Annotated in this window: 18 protein-coding genes; 8 read left to right on the top strand and 10 right to left on the bottom strand. The window is 36.6% G+C overall.

The genetic code is table 11. From position 1 onward, the window contains the following. Positions 1-211: 211 nt before the first annotated feature. Positions 212-1,603 carry a sulfatase-like hydrolase/transferase gene (locus EZ449_RS15985; RefSeq protein WP_131560651.1) on the top strand — a complete coding sequence of 464 codons (1,392 nt, stop codon included), beginning with the start codon at positions 212-214 and terminating at the stop codon, positions 1,601-1,603. 22 nt (positions 1,604-1,625) lie between these two features. Next, positions 1,626-3,044, top strand: a complete 1,419-nt coding sequence (locus EZ449_RS15990; protein WP_131560653.1) for a sulfatase family protein — start codon at positions 1,626-1,628, stop codon at positions 3,042-3,044. A gap of 58 nt (positions 3,045-3,102) precedes the next feature. Here EZ449_RS15990 and EZ449_RS15995 read toward each other — a convergent pair whose 3' ends face one another. Then, positions 3,103-3,951, bottom strand: coding sequence for a hypothetical protein (locus EZ449_RS15995; protein WP_131560655.1), 849 nt, complete (start codon positions 3,949-3,951; stop codon positions 3,103-3,105). 230 nt (positions 3,952-4,181) lie between these two features. On the opposite strand from EZ449_RS15995, the gene EZ449_RS16000 reads away from it, so the two are divergent. The 5 genes from EZ449_RS16000 to EZ449_RS16020 all read left to right on the top strand — a co-directional run bounded on the left by EZ449_RS16000 (position 4,182) and on the right by EZ449_RS16020 (position 10,944). Beyond that, the gene (locus tag EZ449_RS16000) at positions 4,182-5,711 is read left to right on the top strand and encodes a hypothetical protein (RefSeq protein WP_131560657.1); all 1,530 of its coding nucleotides are present in this window, start codon (positions 4,182-4,184) and stop codon (positions 5,709-5,711) included. Between the two features lie 128 nt (positions 5,712-5,839). After that, positions 5,840-6,604 (top strand): mechanosensitive ion channel family protein, encoded by a 765-nt coding sequence (locus EZ449_RS16005; protein ID WP_165499791.1) that lies wholly within the window; start codon positions 5,840-5,842, stop codon positions 6,602-6,604. Between the two features lie 140 nt (positions 6,605-6,744). After that, entirely contained in the window at positions 6,745-8,250 is a 1,506-nt protein-coding gene (locus tag EZ449_RS16010; RefSeq protein WP_131560661.1) for an ankyrin repeat domain-containing protein, read from the top strand. Position 8,251: 1 nt separating this feature from the next. Further along, positions 8,252-8,737, top strand: coding sequence for a DUF2271 domain-containing protein (locus tag EZ449_RS16015; RefSeq protein ID WP_131560663.1), 486 nt, complete (start codon positions 8,252-8,254; stop codon positions 8,735-8,737). 14 nt (positions 8,738-8,751) lie between these two features. Continuing rightward, a complete protein-coding gene (locus tag EZ449_RS16020) occupies positions 8,752-10,944 on the top strand; it encodes a PepSY domain-containing protein (RefSeq protein WP_131560665.1) in 2,193 nt (730 codons plus the stop codon). A gap of 21 nt (positions 10,945-10,965) precedes the next feature. On the opposite strand, the gene EZ449_RS16025 is transcribed toward EZ449_RS16020, so the two are convergent. The 8 genes from EZ449_RS16025 to EZ449_RS16060 form a co-directional block, all read right to left on the bottom strand. Beyond that, complete coding sequence (locus EZ449_RS16025) at positions 10,966-11,949, bottom strand: FAD:protein FMN transferase (protein ID WP_205943023.1); 984 nt, start codon at positions 11,947-11,949, stop codon at positions 10,966-10,968. Positions 11,950-12,050: 101 nt separating this feature from the next. After that, entirely contained in the window at positions 12,051-12,638 is a 588-nt protein-coding gene (locus EZ449_RS16030; RefSeq protein WP_131560667.1) for an RNA polymerase sigma factor, read from the bottom strand. 132 nt (positions 12,639-12,770) lie between these two features. After that, positions 12,771-13,133, bottom strand: a complete 363-nt coding sequence (locus EZ449_RS16035; RefSeq protein WP_131560669.1) for a response regulator — start codon at positions 13,131-13,133, stop codon at positions 12,771-12,773. Positions 13,134-13,311: 178 nt separating this feature from the next. Then, positions 13,312-14,493, bottom strand: coding sequence for an NRAMP family divalent metal transporter (locus tag EZ449_RS16040; protein ID WP_131560671.1), 1,182 nt, complete (start codon positions 14,491-14,493; stop codon positions 13,312-13,314). Further along, the gene (locus EZ449_RS16045) at positions 14,490-15,251 is read right to left on the bottom strand and encodes a LamB/YcsF family protein (RefSeq protein ID WP_131560673.1); all 762 of its coding nucleotides are present in this window, start codon (positions 15,249-15,251) and stop codon (positions 14,490-14,492) included. Before EZ449_RS16045 ends, EZ449_RS16040 begins: the two co-directional genes overlap by 4 nt. A gap of 11 nt (positions 15,252-15,262) precedes the next feature. Next, positions 15,263-16,252 carry a 5-oxoprolinase subunit C family protein gene (locus EZ449_RS16050; RefSeq protein WP_131560675.1) on the bottom strand — a complete coding sequence of 330 codons (990 nt, stop codon included), beginning with the start codon at positions 16,250-16,252 and terminating at the stop codon, positions 15,263-15,265. Next, positions 16,242-16,994 (bottom strand): 5-oxoprolinase subunit PxpB, encoded by a 753-nt coding sequence (pxpB, locus tag EZ449_RS16055; protein ID WP_131560677.1) that lies wholly within the window; start codon positions 16,992-16,994, stop codon positions 16,242-16,244. The genes EZ449_RS16050 and pxpB overlap by 11 nt, the downstream gene beginning before the upstream one ends. A 172-nt stretch (positions 16,995-17,166) precedes the next feature. Beyond that, positions 17,167-17,397: a hypothetical protein gene (locus EZ449_RS16060; protein ID WP_131560680.1), complete on the bottom strand. Its 231-nt coding sequence runs from the start codon at positions 17,395-17,397 to the stop codon at positions 17,167-17,169. Between the two features lie 247 nt (positions 17,398-17,644). On the opposite strand from EZ449_RS16060, the gene EZ449_RS16065 reads away from it, so the two are divergent. Beyond that, a complete protein-coding gene (locus tag EZ449_RS16065) occupies positions 17,645-19,189 on the top strand; it encodes a glycoside hydrolase family 28 protein (protein ID WP_131560682.1) in 1,545 nt (514 codons plus the stop codon). Here EZ449_RS16065 and EZ449_RS16070 read toward each other — a convergent pair. Then, positions 19,186-23,274, bottom strand: coding sequence for a hybrid sensor histidine kinase/response regulator transcription factor (locus EZ449_RS16070; RefSeq protein WP_131560684.1), 4,089 nt, complete (start codon positions 23,272-23,274; stop codon positions 19,186-19,188). The two genes, EZ449_RS16065 and EZ449_RS16070, sit on opposite strands and share 4 nt — an antisense overlap. Positions 23,275-23,314 lie beyond the last annotated feature (40 nt).

A 23,314-nucleotide genomic window follows, 5' to 3' on the forward strand; every position in this document is an offset into this window, starting at 1 on the left:
TGAGTACATTAGCTAATTTAAAAATATTTATCCTTTCGCTATTAATCCAATGGTCAAGTCAAAATCATCGATCATACTCGCCAATTTTTTTCCTTAAATTTACTGGGTACAATTGGATTGGATAAATATTTTTTTGTCAGTATGGATCATTTTCAATCGTTTCCAACACTTAACGAAAAGGATATCACTTAAATCACCAAAAAATAAATTTATGCTAAAGCTTAATATTTCATCAATAATATTAATTGCCGCTTTATTGATCAATCATTCGGCAGCTGTAGCGCAAGCTAAATCGGATACTAAGGCACAACAGCCTAACATCATTATTATCCTAACCGATGACATGGGTTTTAGCGATATTGGTGCATTTGGGGGCAAGTTTGTACCCACGCCCAATCTCGATCGTCTTGCCGAAGGTGGGTTAAAGTTAAGCCAGTATTATAGTGCGGCTCCAATATGCTCGCCTTCCAGGGTAAGCTTACTTACAGGAATGTATCCCGCTCGCTGGAATTTTAGTACCTACCTCGACAATAGAAAACACAATAGGGAAGCGGAACAAGCGGATTTTTTAGATACCAGTGCACCAACAATAGCCAAATTCTTTAAGGCAGCGGGTTATGCAACTGGGCATTTTGGTAAATGGCATATGGGCGGTGGAAGAGATGTTAAAAATGCACCGGGGTTTGAGGAATATGGATTTGATGCCCATTCAAGTACTTATGAGAGCCCAGATCCAGATAAGGCACTTACTTCCACAGACTGGATATGGTCAGAAAAGGATAGCGTTAAAAGATGGGATCGAACCAAGTATTTCGTGGATAAGACCTTAGAGTTTATGGCAAAGAGTCAAGGTAAACCTTGTTTTATAAATCTTTGGCCAGATGATGTACACACACCGTGGGTACCTCGAACCGAAAAGGAATACACTGGGAAATTCCCAATGAATCCTCAGGAAGAGGCAGCCTTTAAGGGCGTTCTTAAGGAGTATGATGTCCAAATTGGAAGGTTGTTAGATGGACTGAAAAAAATGGGGGCCGACAAGAATACGATCATTATCTTTACCAGTGATAATGGTCCACTGCCTAGTTTTAGAGGTACAAGAGCCTTAGGATTAAGGGGAACAAAACTATCACTGTATGAGGGTGGCACAAGAATCCCGTTCATCATCAGTTGGGCAGGTCATACCCCAGTGAATAAAATAGATGAAAAATCTGAAGTTAATTCAACTGATCTGCTTCCCTCTTTAGCAAAGATGGCTGGAATAACGTTGCCAAGTTCTTTTAAAGGAGATGGAATGGATAGAAGTGCGATATTCTACGGCAAACCTGGTCCCAGAGAAAAAGAAATGTTCTGGGAATATGGAAGAAATAATATTGCATTTAAATACCCTAAGGAACCAGATAAGAGCCCGAACCTTGCAGTTCGCGATGGAGATTGGAAACTTCTGATGAATAACGATGGTACTGACGTTCAGCTGTATAATATCTCGAAAGATAAAAAAGAATCTGTTAACGTGGCAAATGCCAATCCCAAACTAACAAACGAACTGAAAGATAAATTAATGGTTTGGTGGAATTCATTACCAAAACTTGGTTCAAAATAAATTCATAAACATAATCGTTAGCATGAAAACTACATCAACATTCATTCCGTTGCTACTGGGTATTTCGGTTTTAAGCTTTCCAAATTTTAAGAATTCTTCAAAAGCTGGAGAATCTAAAATTTTAACTGTTATTGCCGATACCAGACCAAACATTGTTATATTCATGGCAGACGACCTAGATAGCAGGCAACTGAGTTGTTACGGAGGACAAAATCTCCAAACAAAAAATATAGATGCACTTGCGGCAGAAGGGATGAAGTTTGACCAAATGATCTGCTCAGAAACCATGTGCGTACCTACGCGTGCATCATTATTTACAGGTTTATACCCCATGCATCACGGGTCTTTTCAAAACCATAAGCCAGTTTACAATACTGGCATAAAGAGTGTTTGCCAATATTTAAACCAACAGAATTACTCGGTAGCCCTTACGGGGAAAAACCACAGTACCAAGCCTCAATCGGTATTTCCCTTTGAAATTATAAAAGGTTTCGAACCGAATTGTGTATCTGTAACAGATGATTATGAGTTGGATGATATTAAGAAATTCGTTACCAGAAAAGCTGCAAATCCTTTTTGCTTATTTGTTATGAGCATCAATCCTCATGCACCGTGGACAGTTGGAGATGCATCAGAGTTTGATCCTGACAAAGTTGTCTTGCCGCCTCACATGGTAGATACTAAGGCCATTAGGGTAATTTATTGTAAATACCTCGCCGAAATTAGAAGACTTGATGATCAGGTTGGTGATGTTCGTAAAATGTTAAAGGAAACTGGTCAGGAACAGAACACCATATTTATCTTTCTAGGGGAGCAGGGTCCACAATTCCCCGGGGGTAAATGGACCTTATGGGATAATGGGCAAAAAAGCTCGATGATTGTTAAATGGCCAGGAAAGGTTCGAGCGAATTCGAAATCGAGTGCATTGGTACAATATGAAGATATTACACCAACTTTAATAAACATAGCAGGAGGGAAGCCTATTCAAGGTTTGGACGGAAAGAGCTTTTTACCTGTTTTAAACGGACAAACCCCAACCCATAGAGCTACTGCTTTTGGAATTCATAACAACATACCAGAAGGTACGCCTTACCCAATGCGATCAATTCGCGATAACCATTTCAAACTAATTATGAACCTAAGGCCAAATCTTCCATATTATATCAAATATATGATGAATCCTGCAAACAAAGCCAGTTATTGGAATGATTGGGTACTGAAAGCAAAAACATCTCCGGAGACTAAGCTATTAATTGATCGGATCACTACTCATCCCGCTTTGGAATTTTATGATCTCCAAAAAGATCCCTATGAAATGCATAACCTCTTGGAAGATAAAAACTATCAAAAACTGATAGGTGAATATCAGATAAAATTAAAAAATTGGATGAGAGATCAAGGAGATGAAGGTGCAACGGTAGATCGAGTTTACGGAAAGTAAACAGACTGAGAAAAGTAATAGGGAGCTAAAGAGCAAATTTTTGAAAACCATCTTGAAGTTATTTACGATAAAGTGGACATCTCTTTAATAAGTATTCTAATGGTCCACTGTATGAACCATCTGTATTGCTTAAAAATGCCTTATGGCTTTCGTTGTAAATACTTGCATTATTATCCATATAAATCTGGAGGCTAACGCCTACGTCAAAACGCTGTACAGCATTGCTATTGGCTATTGTATAGCCAGAAGCTGCCTTAATCTTATCTGAATCATCTCGTTTTATGGTGGTGTTGTCGCTCGAACTGCTAGAGCTGGTCATGTAACCTTTAGCCTGCGTTACCGTACCGTCTATTATATACTCTACCCCCAGGATATCACAAATGTTTTTCATGGTAAAGCCCATCATTTTATCGGGAGTTGCGCCAGCTTGAATTAAAGTAGCGTTTGTAGTTCGTGGATCTAAAATAGTATAACCTGCTGAATGTTGGGAAAGTAAACCAAATGCATCTTGCTGCGCTTTAAGTCCTATAGTTGCGGCACCAGGTTGATTATCCATTAAAAAGGTGAAAGGTAAAATGGCAATTTTATTGTGGTGATCAGCAGGTGTTGCAGTCATGGTAACCGGGTCTTTTTGACGCTCTTGGGCCGGTTGGGTTTGTTGGGAAATATTTTCGACCCTTCCGCTTGAATGGGTAATTTTTGTAATGTCAGATTTCTTGATCACGTATTCTGCAGTTTCTCCAGAATACACGAATGATACATCAGAATCTGTTATGCGAATGATTTTTCCCTTAAGTTCTTCTCCGTTTGTTTTTTGAAGAACATCAAGTTTTCCGGCCTGGGTTCCTTGGGCAAAGCTTCCGAGAGCAATAATTGTACTTAGGATAAGTAGGTAGATTTTTTTCATTTTGAGGGGGATGTTTATCAAAAATAATAATTTACTGCTTTTTATTAAAATCTTTTTTCAAAAAAATAAATAGTGGTATTTTATTAATATTCAGGATGATATAAAGATTAATCACCTCATTTCATTATAAAGTGTTGATTTCAAATTACCTTTTTCGTATTATTGAATCAAGTCCTCATACTATGAATTCTTCAGCCTTTACCAGGGTCGTTATGCTCCTCATCACTAGCATGATATCGATATGTGCCTTTGCACAAAAGCGTGATACAAGTAAAGTGACGGTACCAATAGATAGCGTTAGCAAAAGCTTTGTAGAAAAAATGCAGGATTTTGCAAAAGAGTCTGCATCAAAGAGCAAGGTAGATTTCGAATCCGATAAAGCGTTATCCGTTCAGGTAAGAATTTTTGAAGAACTTCGGCTTACGATTCAGAATGCAAAGAGTTATATGAAATCTGGCTTGGATACCTTAGCACTTAAGCAAACTTTAAACGAAATTAAAGGAAACTATAAAATAGCCTCTGATGGCGTTTTCGTAAATAAAGGAACTGCACAAACCTATCGAAACCTAACGGCAACAAAGAAAATAATTATTGAGTTAATTGCAGAGGCTAGTGAACGAAAAATTAGGTTAGATAACAGGCAAAAGTCGCTTAATGGATACCGCTTCCGCTTAGATTCCCTTTCTACCACCAAAGAATTGTTCAGTTTCCCAACAGATTCCCTCGAACTGATGGACTATCTGCATAGTTTGGTAACAGTTGCTAAAGAAATTGGCCCTGTAGATTCGGTACTAAAAATTGCAAGTCGTAATGTTCAAATCTTATTAAATGCTTACAACGCAGAGATCAATTCGCTTCGGCTGAGTGTAGATGAAATTGAACATATTGAGCAAAAGTTGGCATTGGCAACCCTCGGACGCGAGTTTTCAAACATTACGGATTCTCCAAGCTCATACCGGCCATTCCAAGAAATCCTGAACTTCTCGAAGATAAAGGGGCTTCTTACCCTCAAGTTTTATGCGATCAATAATGTGGGTAAACTATTGGCTCTAGTCGCATTAACACTATTATCATTTATCTATCTCCGCTCTTTAAAGATGATTTATTTGGCGAAAAAACTTTTGAATAATGATTACGAAGGGCAACTGGTGATCAGGTATCCGTTAATATCTGCACTCCTCCTCGTTATCTCTATATTCCAATTTATATTTATCTCACCACCATTTATTCTGAATGTAATTTTCTGGCTGATATCGTGTATTTGTCTTACGCTGATATTCAGGGACTATATTTCCAAGTATTGGATGTCAGTTTGGTTACTGATGGTTTGCTTTTTCATTATGGCAGCAGCAGGCAATATGATACTTCAAGCATCGAGAATAGAGCGTTGGTTTATGTTTATTGTAGCAATATTCGGGGTTTTCTCGGGTACCGTTATTCTTTTTCAGAAACATCATCATGAGTTAAAGGAAAAATGGATGGCCTATACCATCGCATTAATGGTATTCTTCGAATTATGCTCTGCTTTATTTAACATTTTTGGGCGCTACAATGTATCGAAAACGCTTTTTATTGGTGGGTTTCTTAACGTAGTTATTGCAATTTTATTCCTTTGGGTAGTTAGGTTTATCAATGAAGGGCTTGTACTGGCTTTTGATGTATATACCGTTCAGGATAGAAAGCTATTCTACCTTAACTTTGGTAGAGTTGGCGCTAAAGCTCCTTTTTTGCTTTACGTTCTTTTGGTTTGGGATGGATAATTTTGATGGGCCACAACTTCCCTTTGTTTGAATATTTGTCTCAACCACTAATAAGCTTTTTAAGTAGGGATAGAACCATTGGAAACTATACATTTAGTATCAACTCGCTCTTTCTTTTCTTCGCAATAATGTCCATTTCTGTTATTGTTTCAAAAGTGGTCTCTTTTTTCGCCTCCGATGATCATTTAATGTCGAATAAGGACAAGGAAGCAAAAAAACAGAGATTGGGTAGTTGGGTGCTTTTGGTGCGAATATTTATTCTTTCAACAGGCCTATTTTTAGCAATTGCTGCAGCTGGTATTCCGATGGATCGAATTACGATTATTATTGGTGCGCTTGGAGTGGGTATTGGTTTTGGGCTCCAAACTTTAGTGAATAACCTGGTCAGCGGTTTGATTATTGCATTTGAAAAACCTGTAAATGTGGGTGATATTGTTGATGTTGATGGTCAAGGAGGAAGAATGAAATCTATTGGATTTCGAAGTAGTGTAATTACCACTTGGGATGGAGCAGATCTTGTAATGCCTAACGGAGACTTGCTAAATTCTCACCTTATGAACTGGACATTAGCTGGTAACAAAAAACGGGCATCAATCGTGGTAGGGGTAGCCTATAATACAGATTTGGAGAAATGTAGACAGGTTTTAAAAGATATTCTTGATGCAGAAGAACGGATACTAAAATCACCACCTCCAATTGTACAGTTTGAGCAGTTTGGCACAAGCTCAATAGACCTTAAGATTTATTTTTGGACGAAACATATGTCTGAGAATAATGCTACAAAAAGTGATTTGGTAATATCCATTACAAATGCATTTAAAGAAAAAAATATCATAATTCCATTTCCTCAGCAAGACATTCATATTTTATCTCCCGAAGAAAATAAAAAGTGAGATTGAGATTAATGGAATTAACAAACAGCCTTCTGCCATAAAAGTCATTACTTGTAACAATAATTTTAATCGTCATTTATGTTTTTATTTAGACTAATTCTTGTTAATTTCGCAGAATCATTCTAAATTAGAATTTAAAGATGAAAAAAATATTATTAGTCGTTACGTTATTCTGGTCTATATCGCTACATGCGCAAAAGAATAGTTTGCTCGATCAAGCATTTTGGCAAGCCAAACCAGATGTGAGCGCTGTTAAAGCCGAAGTGGCAAAAGGTGCAAATCCAAGTCAACTGAATGGAATGAGCTTTGATCCTGTAGTAATGGCGATTAACGCAGATGCTTCTACCGAAACAATAAAATACCTATTAGCTCAACCTGGTAATGAAATTACAAAGTTAACTCACGATGGACGTATTTATTTACATTGGGCAGCAAGTAAAGGGAACGATGAAATTGTAAACTATTTAGTTTCAAAAGGATCTAACTTAAGCTTAAAAGATAGTCACGGTGTTACCGCCATGACCTTTGCGGCGGGAGCTGGTCAACAAAATACTAAAATTTACGATCTATTTATTGCTAAAGGTGCTAACCTGAAAACTGATGTAAATGGCAATGGTGCAAATGTGTTGCTTTTGGCCATTGGAAGTGATAAGGATTTTAAGCTAACAGATTATTTTATATCTAAAGGGCTTGATTTAAAGAGTGTTGATGCCGATGGAACAAATGCTTTTGGATATGCAGCAAGAGCTGGGAATTTAAATATATTAAAAGCACTGATTGTTAAAGGTATTCCTGTAGATCAAAATGCAATAATTCTTGCGAGTGAGGGAAGCCGTAGAGGCAGTGCTCCAATTGAAGTATTCGAATATTTGGAAAGTTTGAAGATAAAACCTACTGCTACCAATAAAGATGGCAGAAATGTACTTCATGCCTTGGTAAGAAGACCTAAGCAAAATGAACTAATTCAGCATTTTCTTACTGCAGGGGCTGATGTAAACCAAGCTGATATAGATGGAAACAACGTTTTAATGAATGCTGCAATGTCTAATCGCGATACAGCGGTATTTGCGCTATTACTTCCAAAGGTAAAAAATATTAATACTGCCAATAATAAAGGCTTAACTGCACTCGCTATGGCGGTTAATGGTAATTCTCCAGCAGTTGTTGCCTATCTCATTTCAAAAGGAGCAGATGTAAATTCAATTGATAAAGATGGAAACAACCTCGCTTATTATCTTCTTCAATCATACAGTCCAGCTCCAGAAGCTGGTCGTGCTTTTAACGGACCATCCAAAGCAGAAGAGTTTCAAGGCAAAATGGTCTTGCTTAAGGAAAAGGGATTTAATCTTGGCGCACCACAAAAAAATGGCAATACATTATATCATTTAGCCGTTATTAAGGGCGATCTTTCCTTGTTTAAAAGTTTACAACCATTAAATATCAATGTAAATGCTCAAAACAAAGAAGGTTTAACAGCATTACATAGAGCAGCAATGGTATCAAAAGACGATGCTATTCTTCAATATCTACTATCTATAGGCGCTAAAAAAGATATAAAAACAAATTTCGACGAAAGTGCATTTGACTTAGCGACTGAAAACGAGTCATTTACTAAAGGAAATGTATCACTTAGCTTTTTAAAATAATATGAATAACTTAATTAAAATCAGCTTACTTTTTTGTGCCTTAGTATTTTTAAAGCCTACAAATTCATCAGCTCAAAATGCCAAGTATAAATGTATGATCCAAATGACGAATTACATGGGCGAAGGAGCTTATATCGTTGTTTCGCTTATCGATGCGAAAAGCCAATATGTTAAAACGCTTTATGTTTTAGGATCAGACAAGAAATGGTATAATAGTTTAAAGGAATGGCATAAATATTATGCTAAAAAGCCATCAAACATCAGCGCCATTACTGGTGCCTCACTTACTGGTGGCGATAGAAGTGTTTCAAACATCGATATCGAAAAATCGAAAATTAATGCAGGCTTTAAGCTGAGGTTTGAAAGCGCCGTTGAAGACAAAGAATATTTCGTAAAGGATTTAGAAATTCCACTTACCACAGAAACACTTTCTGCTAAAAGCGAAGGAACTGGTTTTATTAGATACGTGCGTTTTAGCCCTAACTAAATTTAATTAGGATAATGACCAAAACCTTATGGAGGTACAGCCACCTTACCTTGGCTATATCTTCTTTTCTTTTTCTATTGCTTGCCGCTTTAACAGGAATTATCCTTTCTGTTGAACCAATTACTCAAAAAGCGAAAATTTACGGTGTACACAACCTCGATGAAGTAACCGTAGCTGATCTTTTGCCCAAGCTTAAGGCAAAGTATGATGAGGTGACTACGATTTCTGTAGAATCAAACCGATTTGTACAAATCCAGGCCATAGATAAATCTGGTGATGATGTTAAAGCTTATATTGATCCTCGCACAGGAAATGTTTTAGGTGTGGTAGGGAAGAAGAATGAATTTTTTCAGTGGATAACAACATTTCATCGGTCGCTATTTTTACATGAAACAGGAAGGTTCTTTATTGGGCTAACGGCCTTTTTGCTGATGCTGATTGCCATTTCAGGGATTATGCTCACCATACAACGTCAACGAGGTTTCAGACGTTTTTTCTCCAAAATCCATAAAGACGGCTTTTCACAATATTATCACGTTGTGTTGGGTAGGATTTTATTAATTCCCATATTTATAATTGCGATTAGTGGTACTTATCTGTCTTTAAATACCTTAGGAATATTAAAAACGGTAAAAGAAAGTGTAGATGTAAATCTCGATCTAATTAAATCCGCACCAGAGAAAAAGATTCAAGATTTTGCCGCATTTAAAAATATTAAACTGGTAGAGGTAGAGTCGATCGAATTTCCATTTTCAGAAGATGTTGAAGATTACTTCATTTTAAAACTTAAGGATAGGGAGCTTGCTGTAAACCAAATTACTGGCGATGTTTTAGCTGAAAGTAAATACCCATTCAATATTTTGCTTACCAATCTAAGTCTGGATCTTCATACAGGGAGAACCAACATCCTTTGGGCGATTGTTTTGGGGATTTCTTGTATTGGAATTTTGTTCTTTATTTACTCAGGCTTTGCCATTACCTTAAAACGTATTTCAATACGAACCAAAAACAAATATCGTTCTGCCGAATGTAAATATATTATTCTTGTAGGTTCTGAAAATGGTTCTACTTATGCCTACGCTAGCGCAATTCATAAATTATTGCTTAAATCGGGTGAAAAATCTTATTTAACTGCTTTAAATAACTATGGCATTTTTGAGCAAGCAGAACAGCTTATCATTCTAACTTCAACCTATGGTTTGGGAGAAGCTCCAGTAAATGCATCGCGATTTATAAAACTGGTTGCCGAGTATCCTCAAAAACAAAATATACTATACTCAGTTTTGGGATTTGGATCAAGAGCATATCCCGATTTTTGTAAGTTTGCTTTCGATATTCATAATTCTCTTTCAAAACAAAGTTGGATTAAACCCCTAATCGATATTCATACCGTAAACGATAAATCGCCACAAGATTTGCAATTATGGGCCGAATCTTGGGCGCAACAAAGTGAAATTAAACTTACTGGTTTCCCAGAGCTAAAAATAATTAAGCCAACATTATTAAAAAGGTTTATTGTTCAATCAAATAGTGGAACAAACACCGAGGGAACATTTCAATTAAAAATAAACTCGTCAGGAAAACTCAAGGCAAAATCTGGTGATCTTTTGGCAATTTACCCTGCAAATGACCACAGGGAAAGACTTTATTCCATTGGTATTGTAGATAATGCTATTCAGCTAAGTGTTCGCTTGCATCACGATGGATTAGGTTCAGGATACTTAAATAACCTTAAGGCCAAGGATTTGCTTCAAGCTAAAGTGCTTAAAAATCCACATTTCTATTTCCCAAATAAGGCCAGTAAGGTGATCATGATTTCTAATGGTACCGGTATAGCACCGTTTTTAGGGATGATTGACCAAAATGTTGAACACACTCCCTGTTTTCTGTTCTGCGGTTTTAGAAATAAATTATCTTATGATTTGTACAATGATTTTTTAAATGATCAGCTTTCAAAATCAAAGGTTAGCCAAGTTAATGTAGCATATTCTAGAGTGGTAAATAAACAATACGTAAGCGACTTAATTAGTTTGGAAGCAGAATTTATTTCGAAAAGCTTAATGGACGCTGCCGTAATTATGATCTGTGGCTCGTTATCCATGCAAAAGGATATTGTTAAAATACTCGAAGAGGTTTGTTTAACAAAAACTGGTCATCCGCTTTCATTTTATCAATCGAGAAATCAGGTATTAACAGACTGTTATTAAACTGATAATCAATTGGTTTATTTAAATTTTTTTCTTTAGGTGAATATCTTTAGATGATAAGATTTTGCCATCATCACTTATCATAATGAAACTATAATCTGGATATTTTTTGATGAATTCTTGTCCTGCGATTTTTCCAAGTACCATAATTGATGTGCTCAAACCATTCGCGAATTCAGTACTTGGACCAAGCACGGTTACGCTAATTAAACCAGTTGCTGGATAACCAGTTGTAGGGTTTATAATGTGAGAATACCTTTTACCATTAAGTTCTACGAATTTTCTATAACTACCAGATGTTACAACTGCACTTTTTGATAAGGGAATTACAGTAAGCAGTTTATCCTCTTTTAATGGATTAGTAATGCCAACGGTCCACAGTTTGCCATTTGGTTGCTTTCCCCAAGTACTCATATCGCCCGAGGCATTTACAATGCCGGACTTAATGCCCTTTTTTAACATCATTTCACGGCATTGATCTGCAGCGTATCCCTCGCCTAAAGCTCCAAAGCCAATTTTCATTCCTAGTAGTTTCAAGAAAATTGTAGATTGGGTTTTATCGAGAATAATATTTTTATAGCCCACTTTTTCTACAGATTTTTTAATGGCTGCTGCTGATGGCATTTCTGTCATTGATCCATCGAACTTCCAAATCCTATCCATAGCGGCGAAACTAACATCAAAAGCACCATTTGTGGCTTTGGATAATGAAACGGCTCTTTCCGTTAGTGCAAAAACCTCTTCAGATACTTTTACTGGTTTAACTCCTGCATTTCTGTTTATTTCAGAAACCTGAGAATTCGCTTTCCAATCGGAAATAAGTTCTTCAATTCTAGAAATTTCAGCAATTACAGTATCAATGTTGTTTTCTGAAGTAATGGAATCTGTTGCTACAATGCTGATGTCGAATCTACCACCCATTAACAAGGTAGTTCTTTTTCGTAAAATCTGGGCATTTAACAAGATAGGGAAAAGGATAAAACAAAGAAATAGGATTTTTTTCATTGTTTCAAAAATACCAATAATATCCTAAAATGAGGGCATTAAGCAAATTCTGTAGCGATTTTGCCTATATACTTTGGACAATCTATCAACGCAGAATAGAGTTAATTAAAGCGACTACGTAGCTTTTGGATAGACATTCTAACCTTAGTTTTAACAGTGCCAATTGGCATGTTTAATAACTTTGCCACTTCTTCGTGAGTAAATCCACGATAGTAAACTAGATCGATAATTTCTTGTTGGCTGCCACTTAGATCGCTCAGAAGCTGCTTAATCCCAATTCTATCAGGATTAAATGAACAAGTGTGCGATTTATCAAGCTCATATTCCGAATCTTCTAACGGTTGACTCAATCTAGAACCTTTGATGTTTTTAAGCCTAATGTGATCAATTGCAGTGTTTCGGGCTACTCTGCTAATCCAGGTAAATAACCTAGACTTTGAGGAATCATATCCTGAAATATGCTTCTTTATTTTCATAAAGGTATCTTGAAGCAAATCTTCAGCAGTTTCTTGTTGGCTAACAATTTTATTGATGATGCCATAAAGCGAGCCGGCGTACAATTTATAAAGTTTAGCAAAAGCCTGTAAATCTCCCGAGATTAATTCGGCAACCAATACAGATTCATCTGGTAATTTATCTGTAGTTTGGTTAGATATTAATACTGGAGATGTAAGTACAAATGCGATCATAAGCTTTAGAATTGATCTAGCAACAGCCTAACTTAGTGCAATGTTTTGATTATTCTTTAACGCTCTGTCTTTTTGTTAATCAGGTTATTATAAAAACTGAAACACCTAATAAATTGTGAATTGAGTAATCTTTTAAGCCATATTTGTGTGGTTTTCAATTGCCATTATCAAGTCCTTTACCACAAATGGTTTTTTAATAAAACCATTGGCTTGGCAGGCGCTAATAAGTTCTAAAATGTTTTCATCACCAGAAAGAATTAATACGGAAAAATGGTTGGTCTGCGGATTTTCTTTTATTGCCTTGCAAAGTTTTGTTCCATCTTCGCTACCAAGGTTTTGATCAATTAGAATGAGATCTGGATTAATTTCTTCGAGCTTAGATACAATTTCGCCATCAACGGATAATAAAGTAGTGTAACCAGCTTCTTCTATCAGAAATGAAACTGCTTCTAACAGATCTGCATCATCATCAATGATTAAAATTTTCTTCGGCATATTTTTATATTAGATAACGGAAAGATAGAAAATTTTAATTGAAAGGTATGTAGGAAAGTCGTTAAATGTATTTGTTTAAATCTGGTTTTGTAGGGTGTTCTTTACATGAACTACATTAATATATGGATATTATAGTTTTCTTAACATCATTTTTAATTCCCGATGGAGAAATCTTTTCTTATCCTGTTAACATTTGCGCTATAGTGCCGTAGCCCATCCAAATCATTGTAATTACAACGGTTGCTCCAGCAATTGTAAGCCACAATGGTTGGCGATAGTTAGCGATAATTTTGGTTTTATAAGCGGCAACGAGCATTATACCAAGGGCGATGGGCAAGATAAGGCCATTTAATGCGCCAACTGTAAGCAATACTTTTACTGGCCTACCAATAATCAAGAATATTAGGCATGAGGTTGATATAAATGTGATGATTATTGCCTTTTGAAATTTGAAAATCATAGGATGAAAGCTTTTGATAAAAGAGATAGAAGTATAAGCCGAACCAACAACCGATGATATACCAGCAGCCCAAATCACAACTCCGAAAACCTTATAACCAAACTGCCCGCTTGCCAATTGAAAAACAGAGGCGGCAGGATTTGCAGGATCTAACTTTGCACCAGTGCTTACTACGCCAAGTGCCGCAATAAATAAGAGTAGCCTCATGATCGATGCTAGGCCGATGGCACTTAATGCTCCTTTATTTACGGCTGAAAGATTTTCGATACCCGTTTGGCGAGCATCTAAAAGTCGGTGTGCACCCGAAAATGTGATATATCCGCCAACGGTACCGCCAACTACTGTTAACACTGCCGTAAAACTAAACTGTGTTGGATTAACAGCTCTTAATGCAGCTTCTGCCAAAGGCGGTTCGCTAATGTAAGCAATAAACAAGGCGAGTGCGATTTTGAGCAAGCCCATCGTTTTTGCAAATGTATCCATCGCTTTGCCTGCCTCTTTGTAGATAAATATTCCGATGGCTAAAATGGCGCTGATAACTGCACCTTGGCCTACACTTATTCCAAACAAAACATTTAAACCTAAACCGGCACCAGCAATATTACCAATGTTAAATGCCAAGCCACCCAGAAATACTAAAAAAGAAATAAAATAGCCCAGGCCAGGAAAAACCTTATTTGCAATTTCTTGAGCGGGTTGATCAGCCACTGCAATAATGCGCCAAACATTTAATTGAGCGATGGCATCCAGAATGATAGAGATTAAGATTACAAAAGCAAAACTCGCCCCAAGTTGTTCGGTAAAAACCGCAGTTTGGGTCAAGAATCCTGGTCCAATAGCGGATGAAGCCATTAAAAATGCAGCACCTAAGAGTACGCTCCAATTGTACTTTTTCTTCATATTTTCGGCGACTGAATAATAATTCCCTCAGAAGTTAATCTTTCCCTTATCTTTTTAGCAAATGGTAGGGCGTGTTCGCCATCTCCATGTAGGCAAAGTGTTTCTGCCACTATCGAAACTACGTGCTTACTTACTGAAATTACCTGCTGTTTGTTAGTCATCAATATTACCTGATTGATAGCTTCGTCTTCATTCGTAATTATCGCATTAGGTTGCAATCGTGGCGTTAATGAGCCATCATCCTGATAAGTTCTATCTGCGAAAACCTCGGAAGCAGATCTCAACCCAATTTCCTTTGCTGCTTTAATCATTTCACTTCCGGAGAGGGCATACAGAATAAGTTCTGAGTCGAAATCATGAATAGCCTGTACAATGGCTTTTGCTAAATTTCGATCTTTTGCCGCCATATTGTATAAAGCGCCGTGGGGTTTAACATGGTTAAGTTTAGCTCCAGCTACTCTCACGAAAGCGTGTAGCGCTCCGATTTGGTAAAGTGTGATGTGGTAAGCTTCATGCGTAGAAATTTTCAATTCTCGCCTACCAAAGCCTTGCAAATCGGGTAATCCAGGATGAGCGCCAACTGCTACTCCATGTTTAACTGCTAGATTTACGGTTTGTTGCATTACCTCACTATCGCCAGCATGGAAACCACAGGCAATATTTGCCGATGTAATGTATTTCATAAGCTCAATATCATTCGGCATAGAATAATTGCCAAATGCTTCGCCCATATCGCAATTAAGATCGATGCGTTGCATGGTAAAAATTGTTAAAATCTGCTTGAAATTGCAGTAGTGAGTTTGTTTAGTTCTTTTTCTCGTTCAAGATACAATATTTCAGCATCTTCCGTGCTGATGTCTTCGAATTGCAAACTATCTCCCGGCTTCAATTGTGCGCAAAGCGTTAAATCTACGGCGGCAACTTGTGCAATTCGAGGATAACCTCCCGTTGTTTGGCAGTCGGCCATGAGTAAGATTAAATTTCCGCTTCCAGTTACCTGTATTGTGCCTGGTGCTACGGCAGTGCTTAATAATTCTTCTTTTTTCCTCTGCAACATTAAGTTTCCCTCTAAATGAAACCCCATTCGATTGCTGTTTACCGCTATTTTAAAGGTAGAGGAGAAAAAATTCGTTATTGATAAACCATTAAATTTCGAAAATTCTCGCCCTGGGAAAACCCTAATCACTTTCCTGTTCGATGACAATAATAATGTTTTAGGGATGCTCCAGTTTAGGAATTTAGGTGTATCACTTTTAAGTTTTTTAATCATTGTTTTGGAAAGTTGGCTGGTAATTGGATCGTTACTTAAAACGTCACCTGCAATTAGCGATCGCCCATAATGCCCTCCAAAACCTGCAGTGAGATACGTACTTTTGCTGCCCATAACCGTTTTGGCAGCCCATCCGCCAACGATAGATAGATATGTTCTTGCGCCATCGGGATTGTTCTTAAGTTTAATCGTGTTTCCCTTTGGGATAAATAATGGTCGCTCGGATGGTAAATTGTTCCCGTTAATGCTAAGTATTGCGCCATCGCCAGCATAGGCAACTAAAACATCTGTTAAGGTTTCAAGTTCAGCTGCGGCATAGGTAAATTCTATCACAGCAAAATCATCAGGATTGCCAACAGCTTTGTTTGCAATTCTAGCAGATAGGGTATCCATGGCGCCTGAGGTAGGAACTGCCTGACTAAGAAAATCCATCCGACCTAAATCTTGAATGGTACTTAGTATGCCGGGTTTCAAAATCTTAATCTGCATCGCTATGTTTCGGATAAGAATTGAAGTCGTCAATTGTAATCGGCTTAAATATTACACTATCTCCGGCTTTTAAAAGCGAAGGCTGTATGCATTTTGAGTCGAATAACTTATTGGGTGTTCGACCGATAATTTGCCAACCGCCAGGTGTGTTTAGTGGGTAAATTCCAGTTTGCCGACCAGCTATTCCAACTGATCCGCTAACAATAGTTGAACGGGGTTGGGCTTTACGTGGACTAAATAGTTTTTCGTTTAATCCGCCGAGGTAAGCAAAACCAGGTACAAAACCAATCATGTAAACTTTATATTTAGCTGCACTATGAAGAGCGATAAATTCATTGGTGGTGAGCTGATTCAATGTGGCCATTTCCTCCAAATCGGGGCCGAAATCTCCTCCATAACAAACTGGTATTGTAATGGTAGTAGTAATTAGCTTAGTTGTTGATGTAATTTTGGTAGAAAGTAATTTTAAATAACCAACAATCTTTTCAACACAATTATTTCCATTTAATTTGGAGGTTAAAACCAATATCGGATCGTAAAAAACAGTTAAGGTACAATAGGCTTGCACAGTTGTTCTATATCCAATAAACGGCTGTGCTTGTATAGCTTGATTAAGATTGCTTATGGTTCGAGAAATCTCGACATCGATTTTATTGCCAAATTCTAAAGTTAGCGCAGATTCACTTAGTTGATATACCTCAAAGCCGATTTGATCAACAACAAGCTGCGTTATTTCATTCATAACTAAATCTTTCCTTCAAAATAAATCAATCGGTTTGCTAAAATGATAATTGTTATTCAGAAAAAGCAATTAATGCCAACAAATTATACCAAATGAAATAAAGAAATTAGTGATTTTTCTTTTTCTGTGAAAAAACATGAGCGATTAAAGTGTAATTATAACCAGAATACTCTCATTGAGGTGCGGTATGGAACACTTCAAGATTTACACATAGAAATCCCATTTTTCTAAATAAGGATTCGATAAAATCATTGTTATTGTCTTTCGATTCTACACGAAGAATGCGATCACAATCAGCAAGATCTACATTCCAATTAATATCTGGTAGATGTTTATTTAGGCGTTGCGCAATATTTACAAGCTCATTTTCATCACCAATGTTGGTTTTAAATATCGAAATCATAATTTTAGGGTTTGTGGTGAAGACGGACGAAAACCCCAATTACTTTAAATTTTTAAAAATAACTTCAATTAATTTTGATATTGACCATTTAGGTCTGGAATAGATTATGTGACCAGATTACCTTAACAAAAAATGGATGATTAAAGATTTTAAACAGTATGAAGCAGGACAGTTAGCTTAATGATGCTGCTATATTTGCTGTAGAAATAGGGCAGAAGCCAAAAATATTTTCTAACCAAATTCAGTGATGATAAAAACCAAATTTTTAAAAATAAGCGCTGCCGCAGTATTAATTTCTATTGTTATTTGTCATTCTTTTACATCTTTCGCTAAATCTAATTATAAATTTAATCTCCTTATTGCACCAGGCTCATTGTCAGAAAACTCGATTACCTTACTTTGGGATAAACAATATGATGCAGAGAAAGTGATTTATGAAGTTTATTTGAACGGCAAAATTTTTGGCACTACGACCAAAACAAACTTCACGGCGACGCAATTGCTGGCGAATACCGATTACATTGCCGAAGTAAAACTGAAAGGAAATAAGACTTCAAATAAATTAAATACTGTTCGTTTTAAAACCAATTCAACCGGAAAGATTTTTAACATTTTAGATTACGGAGCAAAGGCTGATGCTTCAATCAACACAAAGGAAATTCAAGCCACGATAAATGCATGCTCAAAGGGTGGAACCGTGTATATTCCAAAAGGGAAATTTATTTCTGGTGCATTGTTTTTAAAAAGTGATATGACACTTTACATTGAGGATGGAGGGATTTTGAAAGGTTCTGTTTCAACTGATGATTATCTTCCAATGATTCTAAATCGTTTCGAGGGTTGGGAAATGAAAACTTATGCCAGTTTATTAAACGCTGGAAAACTTAATCGCTATGGTTCTTATAATGTTAAAAATTTGCGGATTACAGGAAAAGGAACCATTATGGGTGGTGGAAAAAAGCTTGGGGACGCTATGACAAAGGCTAATGGTATCAGAAGCCGAGGGCGACTCATTTGTTTAATGAATTGTCAAAATGTAAATTTATCAAACTTAACCATAACAGAACCTCCCTGTTGGACAATACACTACATTTACAGCGACAAAATTACATGTGATGGTCTGAGTATTATTACCACCAACATTAGATATGGAGATGGGATTGACCCTGATTCTTCTACCGATTCTTATATTTTCAATTGTGTTTTTGATACTGGAGATGACTGTATTGCCATTAAATCTGGTAAAAACCCTGAGGGATATTTTATTGCCAAACCCACCAAGAATGTAAGAATTACCGATTGCGATTTTAAACGTGGGCATGGTATTTCAATAGGCAGCGAAATGTCTGGTGGAGTGAGCAATGTTTTAGTGCAAGATTGCAAAGCCGGAAAACTTCTTCACGGTATGCAAATTAAAGCTACAAAAGATCGGGGTGGATATGTGAGAAACGTTACCGTTAGCGATTGTCAGTTAATGCAGATAACGATTTTTTCTGCTGTGAATTACAATAACGACGGCGAGGCAGCACCAGAGATCCCAAAGTTCGAGAATTTTGAATTTAAGAATATCGACATGTCTATGGCTATTGCTAATAGCCCGGTGATCAATATTAATGGTTTTAAAGACCCTAAACACCGACTAAAAAACGTGATTTTCTCTAACATCTTACTACCAGAAAATGCGAAAGTTGTTGTAAACGATGCGGTAAAAATTAACTTTAATAATGTAAAATCGGTGGCAGGAATAAAGCCAGGATATAAAGTGACAAACGGTTTTGAAATGCGTTATTAATTGGGAATTGTTGGTCTATTTAAACGCTGCATATAACCTGTTGGGGTTACACCGAATTCTTTTTTAAAGGCTTTGGTGAAATAAGATTGCGTTTGTATGCCAATGCGATACATTACCTCGGTCATTAAAACATCTTCGGTTTTCATTATTTCAATGGCTTTTCTCAGCCTTGCCGATCTTACAAATTCTCCAATCGATTGCCCTGTTATCGACTTTATTTTTTGATAAAGTTTGGTTCTACTCATCCCAATTTCTCGGCATAAGAATTCGATATCCATTTCAGGATTAACCATTTGCTCGTCGATTATTAATAAAATTTTCTCCATAAAAATTTTATCCTTTTCCGAATGAACGAGTTCCCTAGGCGCTGTTTCCTTGTTTTTAAGGTAATGATCTTTGAGTTTTTGCCTTTGTTCGAATATATTTTTGATGGTAATTTGCAGCAAACTTATATTTATTGGCTTAGTAAAATACAAATCAGCTCCAGATGCTGTACCTTCAATTTCGGCTTCGATACTATTTTTTGCAGTGAGCATTAAAAATGGAATATGGCTGGTTTCAATATCATCCTTTATGATTTTACAAAACTCGGTTCCACTCATTCCAGGCATCATTACATCACTTATAATTAAGTCTGGTAAATCCTTTTTAGCCAGTTCTAAGCCCGATTGGCCGTCAGCTGCCACAGTAATTTGATAAAACGAACTCAAGGTTTCCCTTAAAAAAGTTCTCAATTCTTCGTTATCATCTACTATAAGAATATGTGTTTCTAAATTTTCTGATGGTGGCTCAATTCTGGCATTTTTATTTTCTGGTTCGGCGTTGTATGTAATGCTTTCTAATCTGGTTCCGCCTTGCTCGGTGTTTTGGCTAAATTGTTCATTAATATCGTAATCTTCCTTGTTACTTGGAATACCGATAATAATCTCTGTTCCTTCATTTCTTTCGCTCGATACCTTAATTATTCCTTTGTGCAACAAGGTTAAGCTTTTTACAAATGCCAAGCCAACACCAGAACCCAAATGTGTTTCGGTAATGCGGTAATAACGCTCAAACAAGTGTTTTATAGATTCTTTAGATATGCCAATTCCACTATCAATTACACGGAAATAGATATAATCCGTTGCCTGATAATCGCTTGCTACAGTAAGTTGATTTGCAAATTTCGGCTCAAAATCCGCTAGTGAATTAAGAATTTGAAGTTTTAGCGATCCGCCAGATTTGGTATATTTTAAGGAATTATTGATCAGGTTGAGTATAATTTTTTCGATCACCTGCCGATCAAACCATACAACTTCGGGGATATTAGTTTTTTCTGCAGTAAAACTAATGTTTTTTTCGGCAGCCATTTCTGAAAATTCCTCAGCTACCTCATCTATAAATATATTGAGATTTCCATTGATAACATTAAGTTTTAATGCCCCAGATGCTGTTTTTCTGAAATCCATCAGCTCATTAATTAACCTTAATAAACGGTTTGCGTTTCTATGGATGGTGTTGTAATAACTATGAAAGGATTCATGCGTATCTTCATTTAATAGGCGTTCTATCGGACCTAAAATTAAAGAGAGCGGGGTGCGAAATTCGTGAGATATATTAGTGAAAAACTGGAGTTGCGTTTGGTGAATTTCCTCTCGCTTTTCTTCCTCAATCTTTCTAATCTCTAATCTTCGTTTAAAACTAAGTGCAACGTAAGCAATGTACATTGCCAAGGCAATCGCCAAAATCCTAAACCACCAAGTAGCCCAAAAAGGAGGGGAAATGATTACTTTTATAGCCGTTCCTTTATTATTCCAAATATGATCATTGTTCGATGCTTTTACTCGAAATGTGTAGGTTCCAGGATCTAAGTTGGTATAAAAGGCTTGTTTTACATTTCCACCACTAATCCAGTCCTTATCTTCGCCATCTAATTTATAAGCGTAATTATTGTTCTCATTCGAAACGTAATTTAATCCCGCGAAGCGAAAAGAGATCGTTGCCTGATCGTAGTCGAGTTTAATTTCTTTGGTAAAACTGATGTCGTTTTCAAGAACAGCATGCTCAGTATTGGGAGTAATCTTTTGATTAAAAATTTGAAATTCGGTGATGTAAACTGGAGGAACAAAATTGTTCATCTCAATTTGATCAGGAAAAAAAGAGTTAAAACCATTAACACCGCCGAAAAACATTTCACCGTTTTTGGCTTTCATGTAGGCATTGGCTTCGAATTCTAAGCCTTGTAAGCCATCACCAGTATTATATTTTTTAAAACTTTGGTTTTGAGGGTTGAATTTTGTTAATCCTTTCGAGGTTGAGATCCAAAAATTGCCTTTCGCATCCTCAGTTATTCCCTTAATAAATTCCGTAGCTAAGCCGGCCCTTGTTGTGTAAATATCAAATTTGTTTTTTGATCGATTAAAGCGGTAAAGGCCAGCTTGGCCGATCCATAAATTACCCTTGCTATCTAAAAAAATCACCCTTAAATCGGGCAGTTTGCCCTCGCCAGTAAAGTAATGAGAGAAGATTTGGGTATTTAGATTATAGCAGTTTAACCCGCCATCATCAGTGCCGATCCAAAGATTCTTATATTGATCCTCATTAATGGAAACGATATTATTTCCGATTAATCTTGTTCTGTTTTTGCCCTCTATAATTCTTTTGAACTGTTTGGTCTGCGGATTAAAAAGGTTTAATCCACCATAATAAGTACCAATCCAAATGTTTTTATTACTGTCTTCAAACGTTTTCTGAACATAGTCAGATGAGATAGAATTTGCGTTCGTGTTGTGGTTAAAACGCGTAAAAGAACCATCTTCATGCATGATGTTTAAGCCACCTGCCCAAGTGCCAACAAATAGGGTACCATTTCGGGTTTGAGTAATATCCAAAATAGCATCTGCTCCAATACTTTTAGCATCGAATGGATTGTACCGATGATGCGTAAAAACTTGAGTTTTCTTATTGTAAACGTCTAATCCGCCACCATCGGTCCCGATATAAATATTGCCTCGAATATCTTCACAGAATGCTCTTACATCGTTATAACTTAAACTATTTTTATTGGGCTCTTGGCGAAACAACTTGAATTTTTCGGCCTCTGGACTGTAGAAATTTACGCCACCACGGTGGGTTCCAATCCACAAATTACCCTGCTTATCAACAAATAGGGCAGATACCGTTCTTTGAGATAAACTGGATGCATTGCCTGGCTCATTTTGATAATGACTGAATTTTTCCGAAACCGGATCAAAGTAATCCAATCCACCATTTATGCCACCTATCCACAAATTTTTCTGTTGATCAAAAGCAATTCCCCTAACCAAATCGCTGCCAATACTATTTTTGCTTTTTTCTTGGTGCTGATAAATTTTTATGGCGTTAGTTTTGGTTTCAATACGAATCATTCCACTTTCTTCAGTTGCCAACCAAAAATTTCCATCCAAAGATTTTTTAATTGCCCTGATGATATATTTTTCCAATCCGCTGATGGGTTTTGATTCACCAGTTTTAAGGTTTAAAACCTGAATTCCTGCATCTGTAGCCATCCAGATATTTCCAGAGACATCACAATAGATGTCGTTTATATAATCTTTCCGATTAGATTTAGACTCAGTTTTATGTGCATAGCGACTGAAGGTATTCGTGCTTTTATCAATTAAGTTAAGTCCACCACCGTAAGTGCCAATCCATATCCCTTTATTGCTTTCTTTAATTGAAGTGATGTTGTTAATGCTGTTTTTTTCTTTGGTTTTATAGGTTGTGAAGTTGTTTTTCTGGGCATTAAACTTATTTAATCCATCCGCAGTACCAACCCAAAGTATATGATTTTTATCTTCAAAAATGCATCTAATAAAGTTGTCGCTTAAACTGTTGGCCGTTTTATCGTGTTTAAAAACTGTAACCTGATTTCCATCATATTTATTTAAGCCATCTCTGGTTCCAAACCAAATAAAACCTCGGTAATCTTGAAAAACACATTCGATGGTACTATTTGATAAACCATCTTCTACACCAATGTGCTTAAATTTTAAGTTTTGGGCAAAACAATTTCCTACAGAAAAAATGAAAATAATAAGAAAACAGGTTTTGGCTAGGGTGTTCATTTAAAGATTTATCAAAATTTTTGATGTGGTAAAGATAATG

The organism is Pedobacter frigidisoli (assembly GCF_004331675.1).
Taxonomy (GTDB): Bacteria; Bacteroidota; Bacteroidia; order Sphingobacteriales; family Sphingobacteriaceae; genus Pedobacter; species Pedobacter frigidisoli.